The organism is Limnohabitans sp. JirII-31 (genome assembly GCF_002778315.1).
Classification (GTDB): Bacteria; Pseudomonadota; Gammaproteobacteria; order Burkholderiales; family Burkholderiaceae_C; genus Limnohabitans.
In genome coordinates this window covers 54,815-75,140 of the sequence record NZ_NESA01000009.1, presented here as the reverse complement: position 1 = coordinate 75,140, position 20,326 = coordinate 54,815, and the positions used below count along the sequence as shown (strand labels likewise).

The window sequence follows — 20,326 nt, the reverse complement described above, 5'->3', positions numbered from 1 at the left end:
ACCTGCTAGCATGACTTTTTAACCACCCAAGGGGATGTGCCATGAAAACAGTTTTCGTTTTTGCGACCGCTTTCACACTGGCGGCTTGCGCCATGTTGGAAGCTCAAACGTCTGCAACCGCCGTGCTCGCGCCCACCCAAGGCAACAGCGTGACAGGTCGGGTGACGTTCACGCAGCAGCACAACAAGGTGTTGGTTGTGGTCGACGCGCAAGGCTTTGCGCCCAACTCGGAGCATGGTTTTCACGTTCATGAAAAAGGCGACTGCTCCAGTGGTGACGGCATGAGCACCGGCGGTCATTTCAACCCCGACGGCAAACCCCACGGAGCCCATGAGCACGCCCAACACCATGTGGGCGATTTGCCCAGCTTGAAAGCCGATGCCTATGGCAAGGTTCAGCTGCGCTTTGAGAGCACGTCAATCTCCATGCAGGACGGCGCGTCCAGCATCGTGGGGCGAGGCTTGATTGTTCATCGCGATCCGGACGACTTCAAAACACAGCCCACAGGCAACTCGGGACCACGTGTGTCGTGCGGCGTGATTGTTAAAAATTAACGGCTCACCACCACCAACAGGTTGTCCACCTCGTGCACGCCTTTGACCGCTTGTGCGAGTTGTTTGGCCAAATCGGCCTGCGCCTGTGAGGCGACAGAGCCGGTCAGCGTCACCAAGCCACGGCGTGTTTTGACGCTGATGGTGACCGACTTCATGCCTTCGCGCTGCATCAAAGCGGTTTTCACCTTGGCCGTGATTTCTGTGTCTTCCATGGCCGTGCTGGCCTTCTCTTTTTGACGCTCTGCTGCATCGTCTGCGTCATCCACGCTTTTCTTCACCGCTTCGGTGGCTTTCTCTGCGGCTTCGTCCAATTTGCGCCCGGCCTCTTGCGCAGGCCCGGGTTTGTCGCAAGCCGACAAGCCCAGCAGCAGCAAAGCAGCCAAGAGGTATGGCGTGGTGTGGTGTGTGATCTTCATCGTGTGTTCCTTGTGTGTGTGGCGCGTCAAGCGCGACCCGTCAATATCAAAAACAACAACACCAGCACGATCAGTCCAAGACCGCTGCTGGGGTAATAGCCCCAGGTTCTGCTGTGTGGCCAAGTGGGTATGGCACCGAGCAGCATCAAAAACAGAATCACCAACAAAACGTTCATCAACATATCGACCTTCTTCCCACAACACCCTTCGGCGAGGCTGTTGAATCTAGGCCCGATACAACTTGCGGTCTGTTCGTCTGCGCACATGCACAGCACGCCGCTAAACTTGGACGGCACCGATTTGAAAGCCTTATGACCCACGCACACCAGCTCACCCGCAAACAGTGGGTCACCCTTGTCATCCTCACCTTGGTCTGGGGCATCAACTGGCCGATTCTGAAAATCGGCGTCACCGGCTACCCGGCCATCACCTTTCGCAGCATCTCGATGTGGATTGGGTGGCCCCTGCTGGGCTTGGTGTTGCTCAAGATGAAGGTGCCGTTCAAGGTGCCACGCAGCGAATGGAAAGAACTCATGGTGCTGGCCAGCAGCAATATGTTTGTCTGGCATGTGCTGATCATTTTGGCGGTGCAAGATTTGTCGAGCGGGCGCGCCGCCATTCTTGGCTACACCATGCCGATTTTTTCAGCCGTCATTGGCATGTTGTTTTTCAAATCACCACTGCGTGCCCGCGCTTGGTTGGGCGTGGCCTTGGCCGCCTTGGGTGCCATGCTGTTGTTGTGGCACGAGTTGGTGAATTTGTCTGGAAAGCCCTTGGGCGTTGTGATGGCCTTGGCTGCGGCCGCCTCTTGGGCTTTGGGCACACAACAAATTCGCCACACCAAGATGCGCGTGCCCACACTCACGATTGTGTTTTGGATGACCGGCATGACCGCCGTGGTGATGAGCGTGGTGGCGGTGCTGTTTGAAGCGGACCGCTGGGCCATGCCGTCGCTGACCACCTGGGGCTCCATCGTCTACAACGCCATCGGTGTGTTTGTGTTTGCCCAAGCCGCTTGGCTGGGGTTGGCGCGCAGCTTGCCGCCTTTGGCATCGAGCTTGAGCGTGATGTTCATTCCGGTGTTGGGCGTGTTCAGCGGCGCATGGTGGCTGGGCGAAGTGCTGCACTGGCAAGACTGGCTGGCGGTGCTGCTGGTGGTGGCCGCCATCGCATCGGTGCTGTGGCCCACGCGCGCTTCCAGCGCCGCGTCCTGAACCGCTCAGGCCGGGCGGAGCTGGCGCAAGGCGCGCCACAAACTGTCCATTGATATGGCTTGCGGCAAGTCGACACAGGCTTGGATGAGTGCCGTCACAGACTGCTGCGCATGACCTGCGGCCTGCATCACGCGTTGCGCTTTGGCCAGCACCGCTGCGTGTGACATGGGGTTTTCCGGGTCACCCGGGGCGTCGACCACCTGGGCCTCCAAGCGACGACCATCGCGCAGCCACACCTGCACCTGCGCGCCGTAATGCGCTGGGTAGGCACGGCTCCAGCGTGAGTTTGCGCGAACCTGGGTGCAGCCACGCAAGCGCGTCAGCACCGGATGCGTCAACGACTCGGCTTGGGTGTCACCCAACCAAAAATCGCCACGCAACAGCGCCACCGCCACCCCATGCTGCAAGCTAAAGCGCGCTTGCTGGCGGGTGTGGGGTTGCGCTTGATCGGCAAAGTCCAGCGCGGTTTGGTAGCTGCTCACCTCGATGCGAACAATCTCTTCCACATCGGCCACTCGCGCGTGCAGTTGCATGGCGCACGCGATGGCCGGGTGCACATGGCGACAGGCAGGCCAGGGCTTGAAGCTGACTGCATGGATCAACCAAGGTGCATCAGGTGCAGGCGCCAGCACTGCCCGGGCGCGCGTGGCATCGGGCAAGCTGCCCGTGGCAGCCAAGCACCCATGCTGGCCTTCCAAGATGTGGCGCGGCCCCACCATGCCAGCCGCCGCCAAGTCGGCGGCCAACACGCCTGACTGCGCGCTGCGCCCTGTGGCCAGCTGTTTAGAGAACCCAGGTTCCACGCGGCATTGCCACACGCCACTGGCTTGCATGCCCGCCTGCGCCAAGGCATGCATGGCCTGCGTGGCATCGAGTTGCAACAAGCTCGCAGCCGCGGTAGCAGCACCAAACACGCCACAGGTGGCTGTGCTGTACCAGTGCTGGTAATGCGCGGTGCCGGCCAGCAAGCCCACCCGAATGGCCACCTCGTAGCCACGCACCACGGCGTCCAGCAGTGCGTGCGGTATGACCTGCTCGCGCTGCGCCAGCGCCAGCGCAGCGGCCATGAGGGTGTCTGCGGGGTGCACCACCGCTTCGCGGTGTAAGTCATCGAGCTCGTCGATGTTGCCCAAGCCACCATTGACCAAGGCGGCATCCTCGCTGCGCAAGTACAAGCCGCCCACCGTCCAACATGGCCCAGGTGCTGCTTGCGCCGCCCAACGGCTCAAAGCCTCACCCGCAGGCGAGGTGTGGCCCAACAGCACACAACCAAACCAATCGATCAGGTGCAGGGCTGCGCGGTGGCGGTCAGCGTCGGTGATGGGGCGGCCTTGCAAGGCCAGCAATTGCTCGGTCCAGGAGGGCGTGTTGGCAGAACTCACCCGAACCTTTGCACGGCTCAGCGGCCTTTGAACACCGCAGGGCGCTTCTCGTTGAAAGCAGCCACGCCTTCGCGCCGGTCGTCGGTGTCGACCAAACGGTTGTAGGCCTCCACCTCAAAACGGTAGGCGGTGCGCAACTCCATCTGGCCGCCGTAGCGGATCGACTTTTTGATTTGTCGCACCGACAAAGGCGCATTGGCCGCGATGCGCTGCGCCGTCTCCAGGGCCAAAGCCAGCAACTCTTCGGGCGCGGCCACTTGGTTGACCAAGCCCCACTCATGCGCTTGGGCCGCACTGAAAGGGCGCCCTGTGAGTGCCAATTCTTTGGCGCGCCGCTCGCCCAAAGCGCGCGGTAAGTTTTGTGTGCCGCCCATGCCCGGCATGATGCCCAGCGTGACCTCTGGCAGTGCAAAGCGCGCCTCTTGGCTGGCATACAAAAAGTCGCAGCACAGCGCCATCTCCAAGCCTCCACCATACGCGTGTCCGTTGATGGCACCGACCACCGGCAAAGGCAAATCAATCAAGGCCCAGTACAAGCGCTCAAAAATTTCATGCTGGTGCTGCCACGCTTGCGGCGTCATGCCGTTGCGCTCTTTGAGGTCGCCGCCTCCACAAAAAATCTTGCTGCCCGAACCCGTGAACACCACGCAACGCACCTCGCCCGGCACATCGGTCAAGCGTGTCCACAGGTCGAGCAACTCCACCCCCATTTGCGTGTTCAGCGCATTGCCCACCTCGGGGCGGTTCAAACACACCTGCAACACGTGGTCAGAGACGTGGGTGCACGCGAGGGTGGTGTAGACGGGGAAAGCAGGGGATGTCATGGTGTGCGCTCAGTAGGACTTGGGCATGCCCAACACATGCTCGCCCACGTAGGACAAGATCAAGTTGGTGGAGATCGGTGCCACTTGGTACAAGCGTGTCTCGCGGAACTTGCGCTCAATGTCGTACTCGGCGGCAAAGCCAAACCCGCCATGGGTTTGCAGACACACATTGGCCGCCTCCCAAGACGCATCTGCCGCCAGCAACTTCGACATATTGGCTTGTGCGCCGCAGGGCAAACCGGCGTCGAACAAACGCGCCGCTTCGTAGCGCATCAAGCTGGCCGCTTCCACGTTGATGTGGGCCTTGGCAATGGGGAATTGAATGCCTTGGTTGTGCGCGATGGCGCGACCAAACACCACGCGCTCTTTGGCGTACTGGGTGGCGCGGTCAACAAACCAATAGCCGTCACCGATGCACTCAGCGGCAATCAAAATGCGCTCGGCGTTCAAGCCATCCATGATGTACTTGAGCCCCTTGCCTTCTTCACCAATGCGGTTTTCTACGGGAATGCGCAGGTTGTCGATGAAGATTTCATTGGTCTCGTGGTTGACCATGTTGCGAATGGGTTTGACGGTGATGGTCTTGCCCACCTCTTCGCGCAAGTCCACCAAAAACACCGACAAGCCTTCGGACTTCTTTTTCACCTCGGCCAGTGGCGTGGTGCGTGCCAACAGCAACATGAAGTCGGAGTGCTGCAAGCGCGAGGTCCACACCTTTTGCCCATTCACCACGTAATGGTCACCTTGGCGCACGGCCACGGTCTTGAGTTGGGTGGTGTCTGAGCCGGTGGTGGGCTCGGTCACGGCCATCGACTGCATGCGCAATTCGCCCGAGGCAATCTTGGGCAACAAGGCTTCTTTCTGCTCCTTCGTGCCGTGACGCACCACACAACCCATGACATACATCTGACCGTGGCAGGCGCCCGAGTTGCCGCCCGCGCGGTTGATCTCTTCCATGATCACACTGGCTTCGGTCAGGCTCAGGTTGGAGCCGCCGTATTCCTCAGGAATCAAGGCCGACAACCAACCGGCTTCGGTCAAGGCGGTGACAAATTTTTCAGGGAAGGCACGCGCCTCGTCCACCTCTTGCCAATAACGGGAGTCAAAGGCAGACACCACTTGGCGCACGCCTTCGCGCAGTTCAGGAAAATCTTGTCGGCTCATGGTTTATTTGCTCGGTGTGGTGAACATCTGGCCACCGTCCACGTTGATGATGCTGCCGCTCAGATACCCACACAAGGGCGAAGCACAGAACACCGTGAGTTTGGCCATCTCGTCGGGTTCGGCCAAACGGCCAAAGGGCAGACCCAAGGTCAGCTCTTGCCAACGCGAAGCGTCCCCCAGTTTGGTGGTGGCTTGTTGCTGCAACATGCCTTGCATGCGGTCGCTGCGAGTGGGCGACGGGTTGATGCCAAACACACGCACGCCTTGACGCACGGTGCCGCCGCCCAGGCCTTGGGTGAACGCCATCAAGGCCGCATTGGCTGCCGAGCCGCAAATGTATTCGTAGCGTGGTGCTGCACCGGCCATGCCGATGATGTTGGCAATCACGCCCTTGCCGCGCTTTTCCATGCTGGGCAAATACGCGCGGGTCAGGTTGATGTAGCTGTAGAGCTTGAGCTCCCAGGCCTGGCGCCAGCGCTCTTCGGTGATGTCGTGGATGCTGCCACCAGGAATGGCGCCTGCGTTGTTCACCAACACGTCAATCTCGCCCACCTGTTGGCACAGCTTGTCGGCCGAACCGGGCAGGCCCAAATCGGCCTCAAAGACTTCGGGGGTGATGTGGTGGGCGGCCTCAATGGCTTGCACCGCATGGGCCAAGTTGGCCCGGTCACGTGACACCAGCACGGGCTTGGCGCCTTCGGCGGCGAACGCTTGTGCAATGGCCAAGCCAATGCCTTTGGAGCCACCGGTGATGAGGACACGCTGTCCTGTCAGTTCTAAGTTCATAAAGACTCTCTGTGAAGTTGCAATCAGTTGGAGGGGGCGGGCACTTGGGCGGCGTACCACTGGGCCATTTTTTCGCCCGTGACAAAGCACACCTCGGGGGTGGCCATCAACAGGTCGAGCATTTTCTCGAAGCTCTCAAAGCGGTGCGGCACGCCAATCAAGTGCGGGTGCAAACCCAGCGACAAAACACGTGGCTGCTTGGCGCATTCGCGTTTGAACAAACTCAAGGTGTTGGAGAGGCGCTGGAACATTTCATTCGACGCGTGTTTTTCCACCGCGTAAATGATGGAGTCGTTGACTTCCAGGTTGTAGGGCAAGGCCATGAGCGGGCCATTCTTGGTGCGCATCCAATGCGGCACATCGTCCACCACCCAGTCAAACACGTACTCAATGCCTTGCTTTTTCAAGATCTCGGGCGTGTCGTGCGACTCGCGCAAGCCCGGGCTCAACCAGCCCTTGGGGCGCTTGCCGGTGAACGATTCGATCATGTCCAGGCTGGTGGCAATCAAAGCCTCTTCGCCTTCGGCATGGTTGAGCGCTTTTTGATGCACGCCATGGCCAATGAACTCCCAACCCACTTCGTGCATGGCTTCGGCCGCACGCGGGTAGGCCTGAATCACACCAGCGTTGAAGCTGGTGGACGCGGGTAGCCCACGGCTGTGGATGGCATTGATGATGCGCGGCAAACCGGCACGCATGCCGTAATCGGCCCAGCTGAAGTTGGGCACATCGGGCACGGTTTCTTTGCCATGCGGCGGCGTGATGATGGTGCGTGGCATGCTGGCATCAAACTGCCAGTGCTCCACATTGACCACCAGGTGGACCAAGATGGCGCCTTCTTTGGGCGCCACCAACTGCGGACCTTCGTCAGAAAAACGGTAAGGGATGCGGGGATTAGCCATGGGTGTGTCGGATGAGGTTGAGGATGTCGAGCTTCATGGCGCTGAAGGCCTCGCTCGCTGTGTCAGCCACGGTGCGTGGACGCGCCAAGGGCACGTTGATTTTGGATTGGATGCGGCCTGGTCGGGCCGACATGACGTAGATGGTGTTGGCCAAAAAGATGGCTTCGTCGATGTCGTGCGTGACAAAGATGATGGTCGGTTTGAGCTTTTGCCACACCGACAGCAACAGCTCTTGCATGGTGAGTCGGGTCTGTGCGTCAAGTGCACCAAAGGGCTCGTCCATCAGCAACACGCGTGACCCCAAAGTCAAGATGCGGGCAATGCCCACGCGCTGACGCATGCCACCCGAGAGTTGCACCGGCAAATGGTTTTTGAAATCATGCAAGCCCACGATGCTGAGCATCTCGTTGGCACGCTCTTCGTACTCGGCCTTGGGCAGGCCTTGCATTTGCGGGCCAAAGATCACGTTCTCCCACACCGTCAGCCACGGAAACAGCGCCGCCTCTTGGAACACCACGCCACGGTCAGGCCCTGGGGCATGCACCGCTTGTTGGTTGACCTGCAAGACACCCGAGCTGGGTGACTCGAAGCCCGCAATCAGGTTGAGCAAGGTGGACTTGCCGCAACCCGAGGGGCCGAGCAAGGCCACGAAGTCACCCGGGGGCACATCGAGATCGATGTGGTCGAGGGCTTTGACCGGTGGTTGACCGGGATAAATTTTGCAAAGATCTTGAACAGAGATGTTGGACATAAGAATTTCAGTGACTTTGCAAAATACGCCAAACCAGAACCTTGCGTTCAATGAACACAATGATGCGGTCGCTGATGTAACCCATGGCGCCGATCGACACCATGTCGGCCAACACAATGTCCATGCGGCCCACGTAGTAGGCATCCCACAGCACATAGCCCAGGCCTGACTTGACGGCCACCATCTCAGAGACGATCACCGCCGTCCAAGAAATGCCCAGCCCAATGCGCAATCCCGTGAAGATGGAGGGCATCGCAGCTGGCAGCACCACGCGGCGCAACAACTGGGTGCGGTTGGCGCCCATCATCAAGGCGGCACGCACCAAGTTGCGGTCCACATCGCGTGCACCTTGCGTGGCGTTGACCACGATGGCATAAAAGCCACCCAGAAAAATCAGAAAGATCGAACCCACATCGCGGATGCCAAACACCGCAATCGAGAACGGCAACCACGCCGTGATCGGGATCGGGCGCAGGCTTTGAATCAGCGGGTCCAGCATCTGCGAAATGAACTTGCTCCAGCCAATCAACAGCCCCAACGGCACCCCGATCAGCGCGGCCAGCACAAAGCCTTGCACCACGCGCATCGAGGAATATTCGACGTTGGACAGCCAAGTGCCCAGGTAGGGGTTGAGCCCCAAGCCGGCTTGGCCGAAGATCCAACCGTGCCAGCCCTCAACCACCTTCAAAGGCGTGGGCAAGATGCCGGCCATGCCTGGCAAGTTGCCCATCACCTGCCACAGCACGACAACGGCAGTGGGCACCACCAGTCCGAGCAGCAGTTGCTTGAAATGTGCCGTTGTCTTCATGGTGTGTCCTTGCACTTACTTCTTGATTTCTTTGGCCATGCTGTCGTCATACAGCTCAGCCGCTTCTTTGGTCACGTCTTTTTGCACGATGCCTTGCTTGAACGCAGCCTCGGCCAAACGACCCACCTGTTCTTTGTTGAGCACGCCGCCGAGCTTGATGATCTTGGCGGACTCTTTGGTCACATTCAAAGGCAAGCCGGTGTACTTGGCATAGGCATCGGCAAACTGGTCATTGTTTTTGGCCAATTGCTCTTCGACTTTGAGGTAAGCCCACAAGAAGCGACGCACCAGTTCTTTCTTGGTGCTCATGGCTTCGCCAGAGGCGGCCAACATGCCCAGCTCTGCGCCGACCGAACGGGACTGGCTGTAGTCGAGTTTGTTGGCAAAGTAAGCATCGCCTTCGGCCACGGCTTGTGACTCGAAGGGCTCCCACAGCACCATGGCATCGATGTCACCCCGCTTCATGGCTTGCACAAACGCCGTGCCACCGCCTTGCACGTTCACGGGCGAGAACGAGGTGTAGGGGATGTTCTTTTCAATCAAGGTCATGGCCCACTGGAACCACACGGCAGAACCCGGTGCAATGGCAATCTTCTTGCCGCTGATGTCACCCCAGTCGTCAATCTTCACGCCTTTGCGCACCACCAAGAATTTGGACGAGCTGCCCACGCCAGTCAAGCCAATCAAGTTCTTGCTGCCTTGCGCGGCCACGATGGCCAAGTCGCCTGGGCCCACCGCCGACACGTCGACCGAACCCGACAGCAACGCGGTGCGTGCATCGGCGTAGCGAACAAACTCAGCGCGCTTGACTTCGATGTTGAGCTTCTTGAGCTCTTCTTCCAGCATCAGCATGGGTGCGAGGTGGCCCACTTTGACAAAGCCCACGCTGAGGACTTCTTTTTGTTTCATCGGCGCTGGGGCGGGCCCCACAGCCAGGGCCGCGGTGGCTGCCAGCGACAGCGCAATCGTGAGCAGGGTTCTTAAAGATTTCATCTTCTTCTCCATGGGTGGGTTGATATTCAATGGCCGGTGAACTGAGGGAGCCTCTTCTGTGCAAAGGCCAGTCGGCCCTCGGCATAGTCGCTGCTCTTGAAACACGCATCGACGGCCTGGTCGATGCGCGCAATTTGGGAGGTGTCGCCATCGGCAATGCACAGCATGGCTTGCTTGGCGGCTTGCACCGTGAGGGGGGCGTTTTGCGAAATTTGCAGAGCCACCTCAGCGCAATGCGCAAACACATCGTCGTGCACGGCGTTGACGATGCCAATGTGTGCCGCCTCGCTGGCCACATACACCTTGGCGGTGTAGAAGGCTTCTGCAGCCGCTGTGGGCCCGAGGTTTTGCAAGATGCTTTTCATGCCGCGGTAGCCATAACCCAGGCCCAAACGCGCGGCGGGCATGCGGAACTTGGAGGCCGGGCTGGCATAGCGCAAATCGCAACTCAAAGCCAAACCCAAACCACCGCCATAGCAAATGCCACTGATGGCAGCAATCACCGGCACACGGCAACGGGTGATGGCGTCTTGGGCTTGCGCCACGCTCTGGTTGTAGTGGGCCACCGACGCTTCGGAGTTACGCTGGGTTTCAAACTCGCTGATGTTGGCGCCTGAGACAAAGGCTTTTTCACCGGCACCGCGCAAAATCACGGCACGCACCTGGGCGTTGTGTTCGATGTCGTCAAACGCTTGTTTGAGCGCAATCCACATCGACAAGCTCATGGCGTTGTAGCGCTCGGCATCGTCGATCGTGACCACGGCCACATGCTGGTCGTGCGTGACATGAATAGCACCCATGGTTAAACCACCTCTTGTGTGTGAAATTGTTGAATCTCTTCGTCCGAATATCCGGCTTCGCGCAAGACTTCGTCGGTATGTTCGCCCCATCCAGGTGCGGGCGCCACAACTTGGGACGGTGTGCGCTCTAAAACCACCGGTTGTGTGATGTACGCAATTTCTTTGCCAAAGTTGGTCATCAAGGTCTCGGTGACCTTCAAATGTTTCACCTGCTCATCTTCAAACACTTGCGGCACGGTGTAGACCGGCCCGGCGGGCACGCCCACTTGGTTGAGCAAATCGACCCAGTGCTTGACTGTGTTCTTTTTGAACTCGACCGCAATTTGTGCATTCAGACGTTCGCGGTGTTGCACACGCAAGGGCTCGGTCTGAAATTCTGGGTCGGCATACCAATCGGGTTTGTCGAGTGCGTCGCAAAAGCGCTTCCAATTGCCCTCGCCCGACGCGCCGAGGTTGAAGCAGCCATCGTTGGCGTCGAACAAGCCCATGGGTGAGCTGGTGGGGTGGTTGTTGCCCACTTGCACGGGCACATCGTTGTCGTTGAGGTAACGCGCCATTTGGAAATCCATCATGGCGATTTGCGAATGCAACAAGGAGCTGTGCACCCACTGCCCTTTGCCCGAAACTTCACGCTCCAGCAAGGCCACCAAGATGCCCAGTGCGCAGTACAGACCCGCACTCAAATCGGCCACCGCCAAACCCGCGCGAACAGGCCCATGCTCGGCCTCACCGGTCACACTCATCAAGCCACCCATGCCTTGGATGATTTGGTCAAACCCAGGACGCCAGGCATACGGCCCGTCTTGCCCAAAGCCAGAGATGCTGGCCAAGATGATGCGTGGGTTCACTTTGGCGAGCGACTCGTAGTCGAGGCCGAGTTTGTTTTTGACGTCGGGACGCCAGTTCTCCACCACCACATCGGCCTCGGCCACCAAGCGCATCAGCACCTCCATGGCTCCTGGCTTTTTGAGGTTGAGCGTCATCGAGCGCTTGTTGCGGTTGATGTTTTGAAAGTCGCCGCCCTTGCGGTTGGCCGCGAACATGGCTTCGTTGGGGTCGACACCCGGCGGGGGTTCGACACGAATCACATCGGCACCAAAGTCAGTCAGGATGCGCACGCAGTTGGGACCCGCGCGCACACGCGAGAGGTCGATCACTTTGAAACGGGCCAGTGCGCTGGAGGCTTGAATTTTCGGCATGTTCAGTGGGTCCAAAAAATAGGAGGCACCTGCTCGGCAAAGTCGAGCAAGCGGTGTTCGGCAAAAGGTCTGGCCAAGACTTGCACACACACAGCACGACCGCGCGTGTCACGCGCGATGGGCAAGTTGAGTGCGGGCAAGCCGAGGTAATTCACAAAGCCCATGTAGCGGTGCATGGCAAACAGTGACGCGCGATCAAACGCGACGTGGCCTACTTCCACCGTTTGCCAATCAGGCACAGGGTCTGCCAAAGAGGGCAGGATTAAAAATTCGGCATCGTGAAAATAGCGCGTCACAAAGTCTTGCAACAGGCCCGCGCGCGATTGCATGGACGCTTGGTACCACGCCAGTGGCAGCCCCAAGCCCATCAGGCCAATGGCTTGCACGCCAGACTCTGCGCTGCCATCGCACAAACTCGCATGGTGTGTGCGTGCCGTCTCGTGCAACAACACACGCTGTGCATGGCGGTTGAGTGAGTCAAAGGTGTCGGCCATGTCCAACGGCGTGACTTGTGCATCGAGTTGCGCGGCCCACGTGCGAATGGCTTGGGCCACGTCAGGCGCCACGCCGTCTTCGGGCAACCACAGGTGGCAACGCGGTGTGCGCGTTGCCGCAACACGCGGCAGTTGCGGGCACAAAGCCGCCCAGATTTCACGCGCATCTGGTGCATAGCGGCTCAAGATGCCCACGCTGTCGAGCGAGGGCGCGAGTGGCGCACAGCCTCGGGTGCTGACCGCCCCATGGGTGGTTTTGAGTCCGATCAAGCCACAGGTCGCTGCCGGTATGCGCACCGAACCTGCGGTGTCGGTGCCCAAAGCGGCATAGCTCATGCCAGCCGCCACGGCCACGGCCGAGCCACTGGATGAGCCACCCACCGCAGCCTCCGAATCGAGTGGGTTGACGCAGCGTGCAAAGTGCATGTTTTGCGAGGTGGCACCACAGGCATGGGGCGCCATCACCAAGGTGGCCCACTGGCTGGCACCGGCTTGTTGCAATGCGGCAATGGCAGCCGCAGCGTGCACGCTGGCTTGCGCATGCCCGTGGCCCACGCCACAGCCGGGCAGGCGGTCATCGAGCTGAAAGATGTCTTTGTGCGCCAAGGCAATGCCCGCCAAAGGCCCGTCACCCAAGGCTGCGATGGGCAACTGGTCGACCACGCAAGGAAACGGTGTGCTCAAGGCTTGTCCGCGCTGCACTTGCGCAGACACGGCGTCTTGAGGCGTCAGCTGACCGCAGCGAATGAGCGCTTGGAGTTGCGTCAAGCGCGCAGGCAGTTCAAGCACCGGCGCAGCTCCTGAGCATGTCGTCGAAGCTGACATCAACATCGACCCGTACCGCCACTGGCGACGGATCGGCCAAACGCACCAAGCCTTTGGCGGTGGCTTTGAGCAGCGCGGTCGACGGCACGTACCCGTTGTCGGCAAACGCATGTTGTGCCAATTCGGTGAAGTCCTGCTGGTGCTGAGTCGCGTCGCGCATGGGCAATGGGTGGATGAGGTGGTGATTCGTTGTGTATATTTATAACCGAGTTTATGTATTTTTAGCAAGGATTTAAAATATCGCTTTCACCTACGGGACGCTATGAAAGTCAGTGACCAAATCCGACTGCGCATTGAATCTGCCATTGCATCGGGCGAGTTGCTGCCCGGTGACGCCATCGACGACGTGGCCCTGGCGGCCCAGTACAAGGTGTCACGCACGCCCGTGCGCGAAGCCCTGCTGCAACTGCAAGCACAAGGCATTTTGAGCAGCACCCCACGAGGCGGCTCCATCGTGTCGAAGATGAATTTGCAACAGCTGTTGTCGTTGTGGGAGCTGTTGGCAGAGCTGGAAGGCATTGCCGTGCGTTTGGCCTGCGAGCGCATGAGCCACGACGAAGTCAAAGCCCTGGTGAAGGTTCACCGCAGCAGCAAAAAACTGGCCGACAAAGAAGACATGGATGGCTGGCAAGAAGCCAACCTGAAGTTTCATGAGCTGATTTACGAGGGCGCGCGCAACACGTTTTTGCGCCAAGAGGTGCTGCGCATTCGCTCACGCACCGGGGTCTACCGTCGCCATGCATTTGGCGCGTTGGGACGCATCAAGTCGTCTTATGACCAGCATGAAAAAATTGTCAGTGCGCTGGAAAAACGCGACACCGAATCGGCGTCGGCGTACATGGCTGACCACATGCGACCGGGGCGTGACTCGAAGACGCTCAACGACTTCATCATGAGCTTGCCACGCGATTTGTTGGCGGGCTGACACGCACAGCCCGCACCACGGCAAGCGTTGCGAAGACCTCAGTGTTTTTCGGCCAGCACGCCAAAGCCTGGCAACGGGTCTTGAATGCCCAGGCGACGCAAGGCCAACCAATACGTGGCCACGTTCACCCCGATCAAGGGCTTGCCAAACTCGGCTTCGATCTGCGGCGTGAGGGCACTCACGGGCAGGTTGGTACCCACATGCACAAAGGCTTCGACGCCTGGCGCGTTCAAGGTCTTGAAGCCTTCGATGATTTGCTCAGGCGTGAACTGCGCCACCGAAATCGGGCCCTTGGCTTTGAGGCCGTGGTTGGCCACCACGTCGTAACCGCACGACACAAAAAACTCTTGAATCAAGGCATCCGCTGGCGGCCAGTAGGGCGTGAGCACCGCAATGCGTTTCGGGTCGCCAATGGCTTTGAGGCCTTCCAACACGGCCATCGAGGGCGTGATGAACGGAATACCTGCCAGCGCTTCGAGACGGTTTTGTTCGGCCAGTGCGCGCGCGCGGTCTCCACGGAATGAGTGGATGGAGTGCCCATGGGCCACGGCATGCGGCTCGCACGGCAAGACCAAGCTCAAGGCCTCTTCCAGGTTGCCCTTCTCGGTCTCAAGCGCTTGGCGGTAGGCCTGCATGTCGTCATAGGGGCGCACGGGCAGCAACATGCGGCTCACATGGTTGGTCACGCCAGACGGTCGCATGGCCTCCATTTCGGGTTGCACGATGGTGTTGGTGGCGGGCACGATGACGGCAATCTTGGCGCGTGTGGCCAGGGCGTCGAGGCTGGTGTTTTGGCTCATGAGGGCTTACTCCATTTTCAAATTGGCGGCTTTAGCGGCTTCAGACCAAATGGCGATGTCGGCACGCAAGGTGTCGGCGAATTCTTTGGGGGTGCTGCCAATGGCATCGACCCCCATTTGCTGAAACTTGGTGTGGGTGCCCTCTGAGGCCAAGGCTTCTTTGACGGCGTCGGCCAAGCGTGCCACCACGGCGGCGGGTGTGCCCGCTGGGGCCATCAAGCCATTCCAGGTGACGGTCTTGAAACCCGGAAAGCCCGATTCGGCAATGGTGGCCACCTGAGGCAACTGAGCGGCGCGCTTGTCGCTGGAGACACCGATGATGCGGATGTTGCCGCCACTCACGTGCGGGTAGAGCTCGGAGAAGTTGCCAAAGTACATCTGCACATTGCCACCCAACAAGTCGGTCACCGCGGGTGCGCCACCTTTGTAGCTGATGTGGGTCATGTTCAACTCGGCGCGCTTGACAAACAAGGCCGCCGACAAATGCGACACGCTGCCCGAGCCACCCGAGGCGTAGTTGTACTTGCCAGGGTTCTTGCGCATGAAGGCGACAAACTCAGACACGGTGTTGGCCGGCACCGATTTGTGCACGCCCATCACAAAGGGGTTGCTGCCCACGTTGCTGATGGGCACAAAGTCTTTCAAGGGGTCGAAGTTGGTTTTGCTGATGACAGGCAACACCGCCATCACCGGCATGGCGGCCATCATCAAGGTGTAGCCGTCAGCAGGCGCCTTGGCCACAAACTCGGCCGCAATGGCGCCACCGGCACCCACTTTGTTGTCCACCACCACAGGCTGGCCCAGGCTCTGGGTGAAGCGCTCGGCGATGACGCGGGCGATCGAGTCGGTGTTGCCCCCCGGCGCAAACGGCACCACGATGCGAATCGGTTTTTGGGGCCAAGCAGGTTGTGCCTGCACACCCGCGCCCATCGCGTACAGCGTGAAGGCCAAAACTGTCGTGAAGAATTCGAAGCGTCGCATCTGTCGTCCTTGCGTCAGAGGTTAAAGAATGGCGTTGGCGCGGGCGATGCTGTTGACCATGGATGAGTTCAACAAAAACGCACGGGCCTTGACCGGATCGGCACAGGTCTCCTCCAACTCGCGGATGCGCAGCGCCCGTTGCTCAGGGTCTTTTTCTTCCAGGTTCTTTTTGTTTTTCACCGACAGTTGTTGCACATACTCCATGTTCACGGTGTGGCGTTGGCGGTGGTAGCGGTCGAGCAGGCTGTCATCGGCCTCGCCTTGCACCACCTGAGCCAACATGCCCCCCAAGCTCATGGCGTCGTGGATGCCGCTGTTCAAGCCAAAGCCCCCCAAGGGGTTGTTGACGTGGGCTGCGTCCCCAGCCAGCAGCACGCGGTGCTTGCGCAAACTCACCGCCACGCGCTGGTGCACGCTGTAGATGCTTTGGTGGACCAAGGGATACATCACCTCAGGGCCTGCCCCGGTGAGCCGCCGGATGGCATGCTGCGCGTAGGGGCCAGCCATGGCCACGTCATCGGGCACGTCTTGGGCCACGGGCAAGGTCATGCGCCACAAACCGGGCGGGCCCACATCGGGCATCTTGAACACGGCCACCCATTGCTCGGGGTCGCTGATGTAGGCGTTCTCGGTGTAACCCAAGGTGCCAAAGTCAAAGGTGGTGCTGATCACGCTGTAGCGCTCGGGCCAGGTGTAGCCGGCAAACTCAATCTCTGCCGATTTGCGCACTTGGCTGCGACCGCCATCGGCAGCCACCAACCATGGGGTGCGCCACGTGGCCAAACCGTCGGGGGTGGCCACGCGCACCGTCACGTCATCGGCGTTTTGCGTGAGGGATTCGAAGCGGTGGTTGAACAGCACCTGCACATGCGCAAAAGCTTTGAGCTTGTCCATCAAGATGGGGGTCAAGCGGTGCTGCTCTAAGTGCAAGCGAAAGGGGTAGGGGGTGTCGTTCTTGAGCAGGCCCAAGTCCCACTCGGCCACTAAGCCATGGGCCAGGTCACACGACTGCCAACGCGGCACCTGAATGCCCAGTGCCAACATGTCGTCGGCCACACCGGCTTGGTGGAGCATCTCCAGCGTGGGTGGATGGAAGGTGCCCGCGCGCAGGTCTTTGGTCAGGCCGGGTTCGGCCTCCAACACCACGCACGAGACACCCCGTTGCGCCAGCACCAAGGCTGTCAGCAAACCCACAGGGCCCGCTCCCGCAATCATCACTTGCGCATTTGGCTGTTCCAGCATGCCTACCCTTTTCAAAAAATCATCAGGTCAACGCGGCGCATGCTAAAAGAAAAGCCGCCTGGTGGTAAGGCGGCTCAGTCCCCCAGGTGATTGAGGGCGTGGCCGTCAACGCGGCCAAAGATGGTGGTCAGCTCAAGGCTGCGGCTTGCAGCACATCGCGCGTTTGCAGGGCCACACGGCGTGCAGCCTGGGCAAAGTCAGCCCCCGACGAGGCATACAAAATGGCACGCGACGAGTTGACGATGGTGGTGCCCGCCACATGGCCTTGTGCGCCCGACATACCGGCTTTGACCGTCGCCGCAGCATCACCGCCTTGCGCGCCCACACCGGGGATGAGCAAGGGCAGGGTTGGTGCCAAAGCTCGCACACGTTCAATTTCTTTCGGGTAGGTCGCGCCCACCACCAAACCCAGTTGACCGTTCAGGTTCCAAGGGCCTTGGGCCAAACGGGCCACGTGTTCGTACAAAAGGGGTTGGCCTTCGATCGAAGCCAAACGCTGACCTTGCAAATCGTCGCCACCTGGGTTGGAGGTACGGCACAGCAAGAAGGCACCCTTTTCGTGGTGTTTCAAATACGGTTGCACCGAGTCAAAGCCCATGAAGGGCGACAAGGTGACCGCGTCGGCACCATAGCGCTCAAAGGCTTCGATGGCGTATTGCTCGGCGGTGGAGCCAATGTCACCACGCTTGGCGTCCAAGATGATGGGCACTTGAGGTGCGACACGGCGCATGTGTTCCATCAAACGCTCCAACTGCCCTTCTGCACGGTGCGCCGCGAAGTAGGCAATTTGCGGTTTGAAGGCGATGGCCAAGTCGGCCGTAGCGTCCACGATGGCGGCGCAAAAATCGTAAATTTTGTTGGAGTCGCCCTTGATGCTGTCTGGGAATTTGGTGGGCTCTGGGTCCAGGCCCACACACAGCATGGAGGCGTTTTGGCGCTCGGCTGCGCTCAGCATGTCAAGAAATTTCATGGGCTGATTTTAGGAGGACTGCCAAGTGCACTGCGCGGCAGTCGATGCGTCATTGCGAACGCCCGCGCAGCTGCGCCATGGCCAAGCACAGATCTGCCCAAACCTTGGCTTTCTCCGGCAGGTTGCGCAACAAATACGCGGGGTGGTAGGTCACCACCACCGGCACGCCTTGGTAGCTGTGCACTTGGCCGCGCAACTTGCCCAAGGGCGTGTTGTCAACCCCAGGCACGCTGTGCTGCAACAGCGACTGCACCGCAAAGCGGCCCATGGCCACAATGATTTTGGGTTTCAACAAGGCCACCTGGCGCTGCAAGTAGGGCTCGCACTGCGCCACTTCTTCAGGCTTGGGGTTGCGGTTACCAGGCGGGCGACACTTGAGCACGTTGGTGATGTAAATGCCGCCGCCCTCAGGGCCAGCCTGCGCCGTGCGCGACAAACCACAGGCACGCAACATGTTGTCAAGCAACTGACCCGCTTGCCCAACGAAAGGCTGGCCTTGCAGGTCTTCGTTTTCACCCGGGGCTTCGCCCACGATCAGCCAATCGACCTGCGGCACCTGGCCTTCTGGCGCGGGAGCACCCACACCAAACACGGTGTGGTGGCGGGTGCTGCACAAGGTGCAGGCTTGGCAACTGGACACCGTGCTGTGCAAGGTGGCCCAGTCCATGTGATCCAGGCCTTCGGGGCGTTGACCCATGCGCGGCGTCGAAACAGGCGCAGCGGCCAACGCAGCCGCATGGGCCGTGACAGCCGCAGGGACGGGTGCACGCGCAGCGGCTACAGACACGGGCGCTGGGGAGCTGACCACTGGTGCGTCATGGGTCAGCACGGCCGCATCCGCCACCTCAACTGCGGATGAGGTCGCTGCTGGCTCGGGTGCGGTCAAAGGCGACCACACACGCACATGCATCTCGGCCAGCATGGCGCGTTGACGGGTGTCGAGGTTCAGGGCCATGCGTGCCAGGCTCACAACTTCAACGACATGACCACCGCGTCTTCGCGGCGGCCCTGGTCAGCGGGGTAATAGTTTTTGCGCTCACCCACACGGCGGTAGCCGTAGGCCTCGTACACGTGCATGGCGCGGGCATTGCTGGCACGCACTTCGAGCCACAGCCAATGTGCGCCTCGCCCACGCGACCACAACGACAGGGCGTCGAGCATCACACGCGCCCACCCTTGGCCTTGAAACTCGGGGGCCACCGTGATGTTGAGCAAATGCACTTCATCCACGCCTTCCATGGCCACAAAGTAGCCGAGCAAGGTGTCGTCGCCCATGAGGGCTTGCAGTTGGTAGCCCGCACGGATCGAGTCCACAAAATTGCCGTGGGTCCAAGGGTGGCTATACGCACGTTGCTCCACACGCAACACGGCGTCGAGCATCGCTTCGGTCAGCGGCTCCAGACGGGCTTGGGGTTGCAGCACAGCACTCATGGTCAATCAATGTTTGGTGAGAGATGCATTGTCGATCAAGCCACAGGCCTGCCAGGCACATCGGTGGCCAGCGCCTGCTGCTTGGCCTGCAAACGCTCTTGGGTGGTTTGCGCCACTTTGTCTCGGATATACAGCGGCAAGGCCTGTTCAGCAGGCACGGCCAAGCCTTGCGCCCAGGCAAGAGGTGCCAAGCGCAACAAGGCAGACGCTGTGGGCAAGGCCTGCACCTGCGCCGCCGTGAACGCGGCGGGCCAACGACCGGCATAGATGCCCCAGGCGTTGCCCGCAGCAATAAAGGGTTCGCCCGCGTGCCAGTGAGTCGGCCAGCTCAGCGTTTCGGGGTTTTGCACGGCGGCTTCTTGCACGCAGTGCCACACCCCTTGGGTGTGTTCGTAAGCCGCCACATACACCTGGTCCATGCGCGCATCGAGCACAGCCAACACACGGGTCGGGGTGGGGGTTGACACGGCATCGGCGGTACACAGCTCAAGTGCCGCATGAAGCGCAATGTGCCTTGCCTCTTCTGCCACGGCCAACAAGGTGTCCACGGGCAGCACCGGCACATCGGCCCCAAAGGCCAAGCCCTGCGCCACCGAGCACGCCGTGCGCAGCCCGGTGAAGGCCCCAGGCCCCCGGCCAAACACCACCGCATCCAGCTCTGCATAGCGCAAGCCTGCGTGTGCCATCAGGATTTGAATTTGCGGCAAGGTCTGGGCCGAGGCTTGGGCACCCCCAGCACTGGTGTGCACCCATGCCTGGTCGCCACGCATGACCGCCAGAGACAGCGTGTCGGTGCTGGTCTCCAAAGCAAGCCAGTGGTGTGTGCGAGTGTGGGTACGGGACATGGCGTGATTATCCTGGCAGA

General features: G+C 60.2%; 24 protein-coding genes. 3 read left to right on the top strand and 21 right to left on the bottom strand.

Annotated elements, in window-relative coordinates; translation table 11 throughout:
• Positions 1-41: 41 nt before the first annotated feature.
• Positions 42-554: a superoxide dismutase family protein gene (locus B9Z41_RS12090; RefSeq protein ID WP_100147324.1), complete on the top strand. Its 513-nt coding sequence runs from the start codon at positions 42-44 to the stop codon at positions 552-554.
• Here the strand turns inward: B9Z41_RS12090 and B9Z41_RS12085 are convergent.
• Together B9Z41_RS12085 and B9Z41_RS12080 are read right to left on the bottom strand one after the other, a co-directional pair.
• On the bottom strand, positions 551-970 hold the full coding sequence (locus tag B9Z41_RS12085; RefSeq protein WP_143474200.1) for a BON domain-containing protein: 420 nt from the start codon (positions 968-970) through the stop codon (positions 551-553). The genes B9Z41_RS12090 and B9Z41_RS12085 overlap by 4 nt on opposite strands.
• Before the next feature lie 26 nt (positions 971-996).
• Entirely contained in the window at positions 997-1,152 is a 156-nt protein-coding gene (locus B9Z41_RS12080; RefSeq protein WP_100147322.1) for a DUF3309 family protein, read from the bottom strand.
• Between the two features lie 129 nt (positions 1,153-1,281).
• Between B9Z41_RS12080 and B9Z41_RS12075 the strand changes: the two genes are divergently transcribed.
• Positions 1,282-2,184 carry a DMT family transporter gene (locus B9Z41_RS12075; RefSeq protein WP_100147321.1) on the top strand — a complete coding sequence of 301 codons (903 nt, stop codon included), beginning with the start codon at positions 1,282-1,284 and terminating at the stop codon, positions 2,182-2,184.
• Positions 2,185-2,189: 5 nt separating this feature from the next.
• Here the strand turns inward: B9Z41_RS12075 and B9Z41_RS12070 are convergent, their stop codons facing one another.
• Genes B9Z41_RS12070 through B9Z41_RS17050 form a run of 12 tightly spaced genes read right to left on the bottom strand, consistent with a single transcriptional unit; the run spans position 2,190 to position 13,272 of the window.
• The gene (locus B9Z41_RS12070) at positions 2,190-3,566 is read right to left on the bottom strand and encodes an MmgE/PrpD family protein (RefSeq protein ID WP_158236174.1); all 1,377 of its coding nucleotides are present in this window, start codon (positions 3,564-3,566) and stop codon (positions 2,190-2,192) included.
• A gap of 17 nt (positions 3,567-3,583) precedes the next feature.
• Entirely contained in the window at positions 3,584-4,390 is an 807-nt protein-coding gene (locus B9Z41_RS12065; RefSeq protein ID WP_100147319.1) for an enoyl-CoA hydratase/isomerase family protein, read from the bottom strand.
• A gap of 9 nt (positions 4,391-4,399) precedes the next feature.
• Entirely contained in the window at positions 4,400-5,554 is a 1,155-nt protein-coding gene (locus tag B9Z41_RS12060) for an acyl-CoA dehydrogenase family protein (protein WP_100147318.1), read from the bottom strand.
• A gap of 3 nt (positions 5,555-5,557) precedes the next feature.
• Positions 5,558-6,340: an SDR family oxidoreductase gene (locus B9Z41_RS12055; protein WP_100147317.1), complete on the bottom strand. Its 783-nt coding sequence runs from the start codon at positions 6,338-6,340 to the stop codon at positions 5,558-5,560.
• 23 nt (positions 6,341-6,363) lie between these two features.
• Positions 6,364-7,242 (bottom strand): polysaccharide deacetylase family protein, encoded by an 879-nt coding sequence (locus tag B9Z41_RS12050; protein ID WP_100147316.1) that lies wholly within the window; start codon positions 7,240-7,242, stop codon positions 6,364-6,366.
• A complete protein-coding gene (locus B9Z41_RS12045) occupies positions 7,235-7,993 on the bottom strand; it encodes an ABC transporter ATP-binding protein (RefSeq protein ID WP_100147315.1) in 759 nt (252 codons plus the stop codon). Before B9Z41_RS12045 ends, B9Z41_RS12050 begins: the two co-directional genes overlap by 8 nt.
• 7 nt (positions 7,994-8,000) lie before the next feature.
• Positions 8,001-8,801 (bottom strand): ABC transporter permease, encoded by an 801-nt coding sequence (locus B9Z41_RS12040; RefSeq protein WP_100147395.1) that lies wholly within the window; start codon positions 8,799-8,801, stop codon positions 8,001-8,003.
• A gap of 15 nt (positions 8,802-8,816) precedes the next feature.
• Positions 8,817-9,794: an ABC transporter substrate-binding protein gene (locus tag B9Z41_RS12035; RefSeq protein WP_100147394.1), complete on the bottom strand. Its 978-nt coding sequence runs from the start codon at positions 9,792-9,794 to the stop codon at positions 8,817-8,819.
• Positions 9,795-9,820: 26 nt separating this feature from the next.
• On the bottom strand, positions 9,821-10,594 hold the full coding sequence (locus tag B9Z41_RS12030; protein ID WP_100147314.1) for an enoyl-CoA hydratase: 774 nt from the start codon (positions 10,592-10,594) through the stop codon (positions 9,821-9,823).
• Between the two features lie 2 nt (positions 10,595-10,596).
• A complete protein-coding gene (locus tag B9Z41_RS12025; protein ID WP_100147313.1) occupies positions 10,597-11,793 on the bottom strand; it encodes a CaiB/BaiF CoA-transferase family protein in 1,197 nt (398 codons plus the stop codon).
• A 2-nt stretch (positions 11,794-11,795) separates the two neighbouring features.
• Positions 11,796-13,076 carry an amidase gene (locus B9Z41_RS12020; RefSeq protein WP_158236173.1) on the bottom strand — a complete coding sequence of 427 codons (1,281 nt, stop codon included), beginning with the start codon at positions 13,074-13,076 and terminating at the stop codon, positions 11,796-11,798.
• The gene (locus B9Z41_RS17050) at positions 13,069-13,272 is read right to left on the bottom strand and encodes a hypothetical protein (protein ID WP_158236172.1); all 204 of its coding nucleotides are present in this window, start codon (positions 13,270-13,272) and stop codon (positions 13,069-13,071) included. The genes B9Z41_RS12020 and B9Z41_RS17050 overlap by 8 nt, the downstream gene beginning before the upstream one ends.
• A gap of 102 nt (positions 13,273-13,374) precedes the next feature.
• Between B9Z41_RS17050 and B9Z41_RS12015 the strand changes: the two genes are divergently transcribed.
• Positions 13,375-14,037 carry a GntR family transcriptional regulator gene (locus B9Z41_RS12015; protein ID WP_100147311.1) on the top strand — a complete coding sequence of 221 codons (663 nt, stop codon included), beginning with the start codon at positions 13,375-13,377 and terminating at the stop codon, positions 14,035-14,037.
• A gap of 38 nt (positions 14,038-14,075) precedes the next feature.
• Here the strand turns inward: B9Z41_RS12015 and B9Z41_RS12010 are convergent, their stop codons facing one another.
• From B9Z41_RS12010 to tsaB, 7 genes are all read right to left on the bottom strand, one after another.
• Positions 14,076-14,837 (bottom strand): arylmalonate decarboxylase, encoded by a 762-nt coding sequence (locus B9Z41_RS12010; RefSeq protein ID WP_100147310.1) that lies wholly within the window; start codon positions 14,835-14,837, stop codon positions 14,076-14,078.
• Between the two features lie 6 nt (positions 14,838-14,843).
• Positions 14,844-15,818, bottom strand: a complete 975-nt coding sequence (locus tag B9Z41_RS12005) for a tripartite tricarboxylate transporter substrate binding protein (protein WP_100147309.1) — start codon at positions 15,816-15,818, stop codon at positions 14,844-14,846.
• Positions 15,819-15,839: 21 nt separating this feature from the next.
• Positions 15,840-17,060 (bottom strand): NAD(P)/FAD-dependent oxidoreductase, encoded by a 1,221-nt coding sequence (locus B9Z41_RS12000; RefSeq protein ID WP_100147308.1) that lies wholly within the window; start codon positions 17,058-17,060, stop codon positions 15,840-15,842.
• A 127-nt stretch (positions 17,061-17,187) separates the two neighbouring features.
• Positions 17,188-18,030, bottom strand: a complete 843-nt coding sequence (pyrF, locus tag B9Z41_RS11995; protein WP_199172985.1) for an orotidine-5'-phosphate decarboxylase — start codon at positions 18,028-18,030, stop codon at positions 17,188-17,190.
• Positions 18,031-18,079: 49 nt separating this feature from the next.
• On the bottom strand, positions 18,080-18,985 hold the full coding sequence (locus B9Z41_RS11990) for a uracil-DNA glycosylase family protein (RefSeq protein WP_100147393.1): 906 nt from the start codon (positions 18,983-18,985) through the stop codon (positions 18,080-18,082).
• Positions 18,986-18,996: 11 nt separating this feature from the next.
• A complete protein-coding gene (gene rimI, locus B9Z41_RS11985; RefSeq protein ID WP_100147306.1) occupies positions 18,997-19,461 on the bottom strand; it encodes a ribosomal protein S18-alanine N-acetyltransferase in 465 nt (154 codons plus the stop codon).
• A gap of 35 nt (positions 19,462-19,496) precedes the next feature.
• Positions 19,497-20,306 carry a tRNA (adenosine(37)-N6)-threonylcarbamoyltransferase complex dimerization subunit type 1 TsaB gene (gene tsaB / locus B9Z41_RS11980; RefSeq protein WP_100147305.1) on the bottom strand — a complete coding sequence of 270 codons (810 nt, stop codon included), beginning with the start codon at positions 20,304-20,306 and terminating at the stop codon, positions 19,497-19,499.
• Between the last annotated feature and the right edge of the window lie 20 nt (positions 20,307-20,326).

Bases quoted from the DNA above. Each gene is read 5' to 3' on its own strand.
- B9Z41_RS12090 (WP_100147324.1), top strand. From the start codon at position 42: ATGAAAACAGTTTTCGTTTTTGCGACCGCTTTCACACTGGCGGCTTGC.
- B9Z41_RS12085 (WP_143474200.1), bottom strand. From the start codon at position 970: ATGAAGATCACACACCACACCACGCCATACCTCTTGGCTGCTTTGCTG.
- B9Z41_RS12080 (WP_100147322.1), bottom strand. From the start codon at position 1,152: ATGTTGATGAACGTTTTGTTGGTGATTCTGTTTTTGATGCTGCTCGGT.
- B9Z41_RS12075 (WP_100147321.1), top strand. From the start codon at position 1,282: ATGACCCACGCACACCAGCTCACCCGCAAACAGTGGGTCACCCTTGTC.
- B9Z41_RS12065 (WP_100147319.1), bottom strand. From the start codon at position 4,390: ATGACATCCCCTGCTTTCCCCGTCTACACCACCCTCGCGTGCACCCAC.
- B9Z41_RS12060 (WP_100147318.1), bottom strand. From the start codon at position 5,554: ATGAGCCGACAAGATTTTCCTGAACTGCGCGAAGGCGTGCGCCAAGTG.
- B9Z41_RS12055 (WP_100147317.1), bottom strand. From the start codon at position 6,340: ATGAACTTAGAACTGACAGGACAGCGTGTCCTCATCACCGGTGGCTCC.
- B9Z41_RS12050 (WP_100147316.1), bottom strand. From the start codon at position 7,242: ATGGCTAATCCCCGCATCCCTTACCGTTTTTCTGACGAAGGTCCGCAG.
- B9Z41_RS12045 (WP_100147315.1), bottom strand. From the start codon at position 7,993: ATGTCCAACATCTCTGTTCAAGATCTTTGCAAAATTTATCCCGGTCAA.
- B9Z41_RS12040 (WP_100147395.1), bottom strand. From the start codon at position 8,801: ATGAAGACAACGGCACATTTCAAGCAACTGCTGCTCGGACTGGTGGTG.
- B9Z41_RS12035 (WP_100147394.1), bottom strand. From the start codon at position 9,794: ATGAAATCTTTAAGAACCCTGCTCACGATTGCGCTGTCGCTGGCAGCC.
- B9Z41_RS12030 (WP_100147314.1), bottom strand. From the start codon at position 10,594: ATGGGTGCTATTCATGTCACGCACGACCAGCATGTGGCCGTGGTCACG.
- B9Z41_RS12025 (WP_100147313.1), bottom strand. From the start codon at position 11,793: ATGCCGAAAATTCAAGCCTCCAGCGCACTGGCCCGTTTCAAAGTGATC.
- B9Z41_RS17050 (WP_158236172.1), bottom strand. From the start codon at position 13,272: ATGCGCGACGCGACTCAGCACCAGCAGGACTTCACCGAATTGGCACAA.
- B9Z41_RS12015 (WP_100147311.1), top strand. From the start codon at position 13,375: ATGAAAGTCAGTGACCAAATCCGACTGCGCATTGAATCTGCCATTGCA.
- B9Z41_RS12010 (WP_100147310.1), bottom strand. From the start codon at position 14,837: ATGAGCCAAAACACCAGCCTCGACGCCCTGGCCACACGCGCCAAGATT.
- B9Z41_RS12005 (WP_100147309.1), bottom strand. From the start codon at position 15,818: ATGCGACGCTTCGAATTCTTCACGACAGTTTTGGCCTTCACGCTGTAC.
- B9Z41_RS12000 (WP_100147308.1), bottom strand. From the start codon at position 17,060: ATGCTGGAACAGCCAAATGCGCAAGTGATGATTGCGGGAGCGGGCCCT.
- pyrF (WP_199172985.1), bottom strand. From the start codon at position 18,030: ATGAAATTTCTTGACATGCTGAGCGCAGCCGAGCGCCAAAACGCCTCC.
- B9Z41_RS11990 (WP_100147393.1), bottom strand. From the start codon at position 18,985: ATGGCCCTGAACCTCGACACCCGTCAACGCGCCATGCTGGCCGAGATG.
- rimI (WP_100147306.1), bottom strand. From the start codon at position 19,461: ATGAGTGCTGTGCTGCAACCCCAAGCCCGTCTGGAGCCGCTGACCGAA.
- tsaB (WP_100147305.1), bottom strand. From the start codon at position 20,306: ATGTCCCGTACCCACACTCGCACACACCACTGGCTTGCTTTGGAGACC.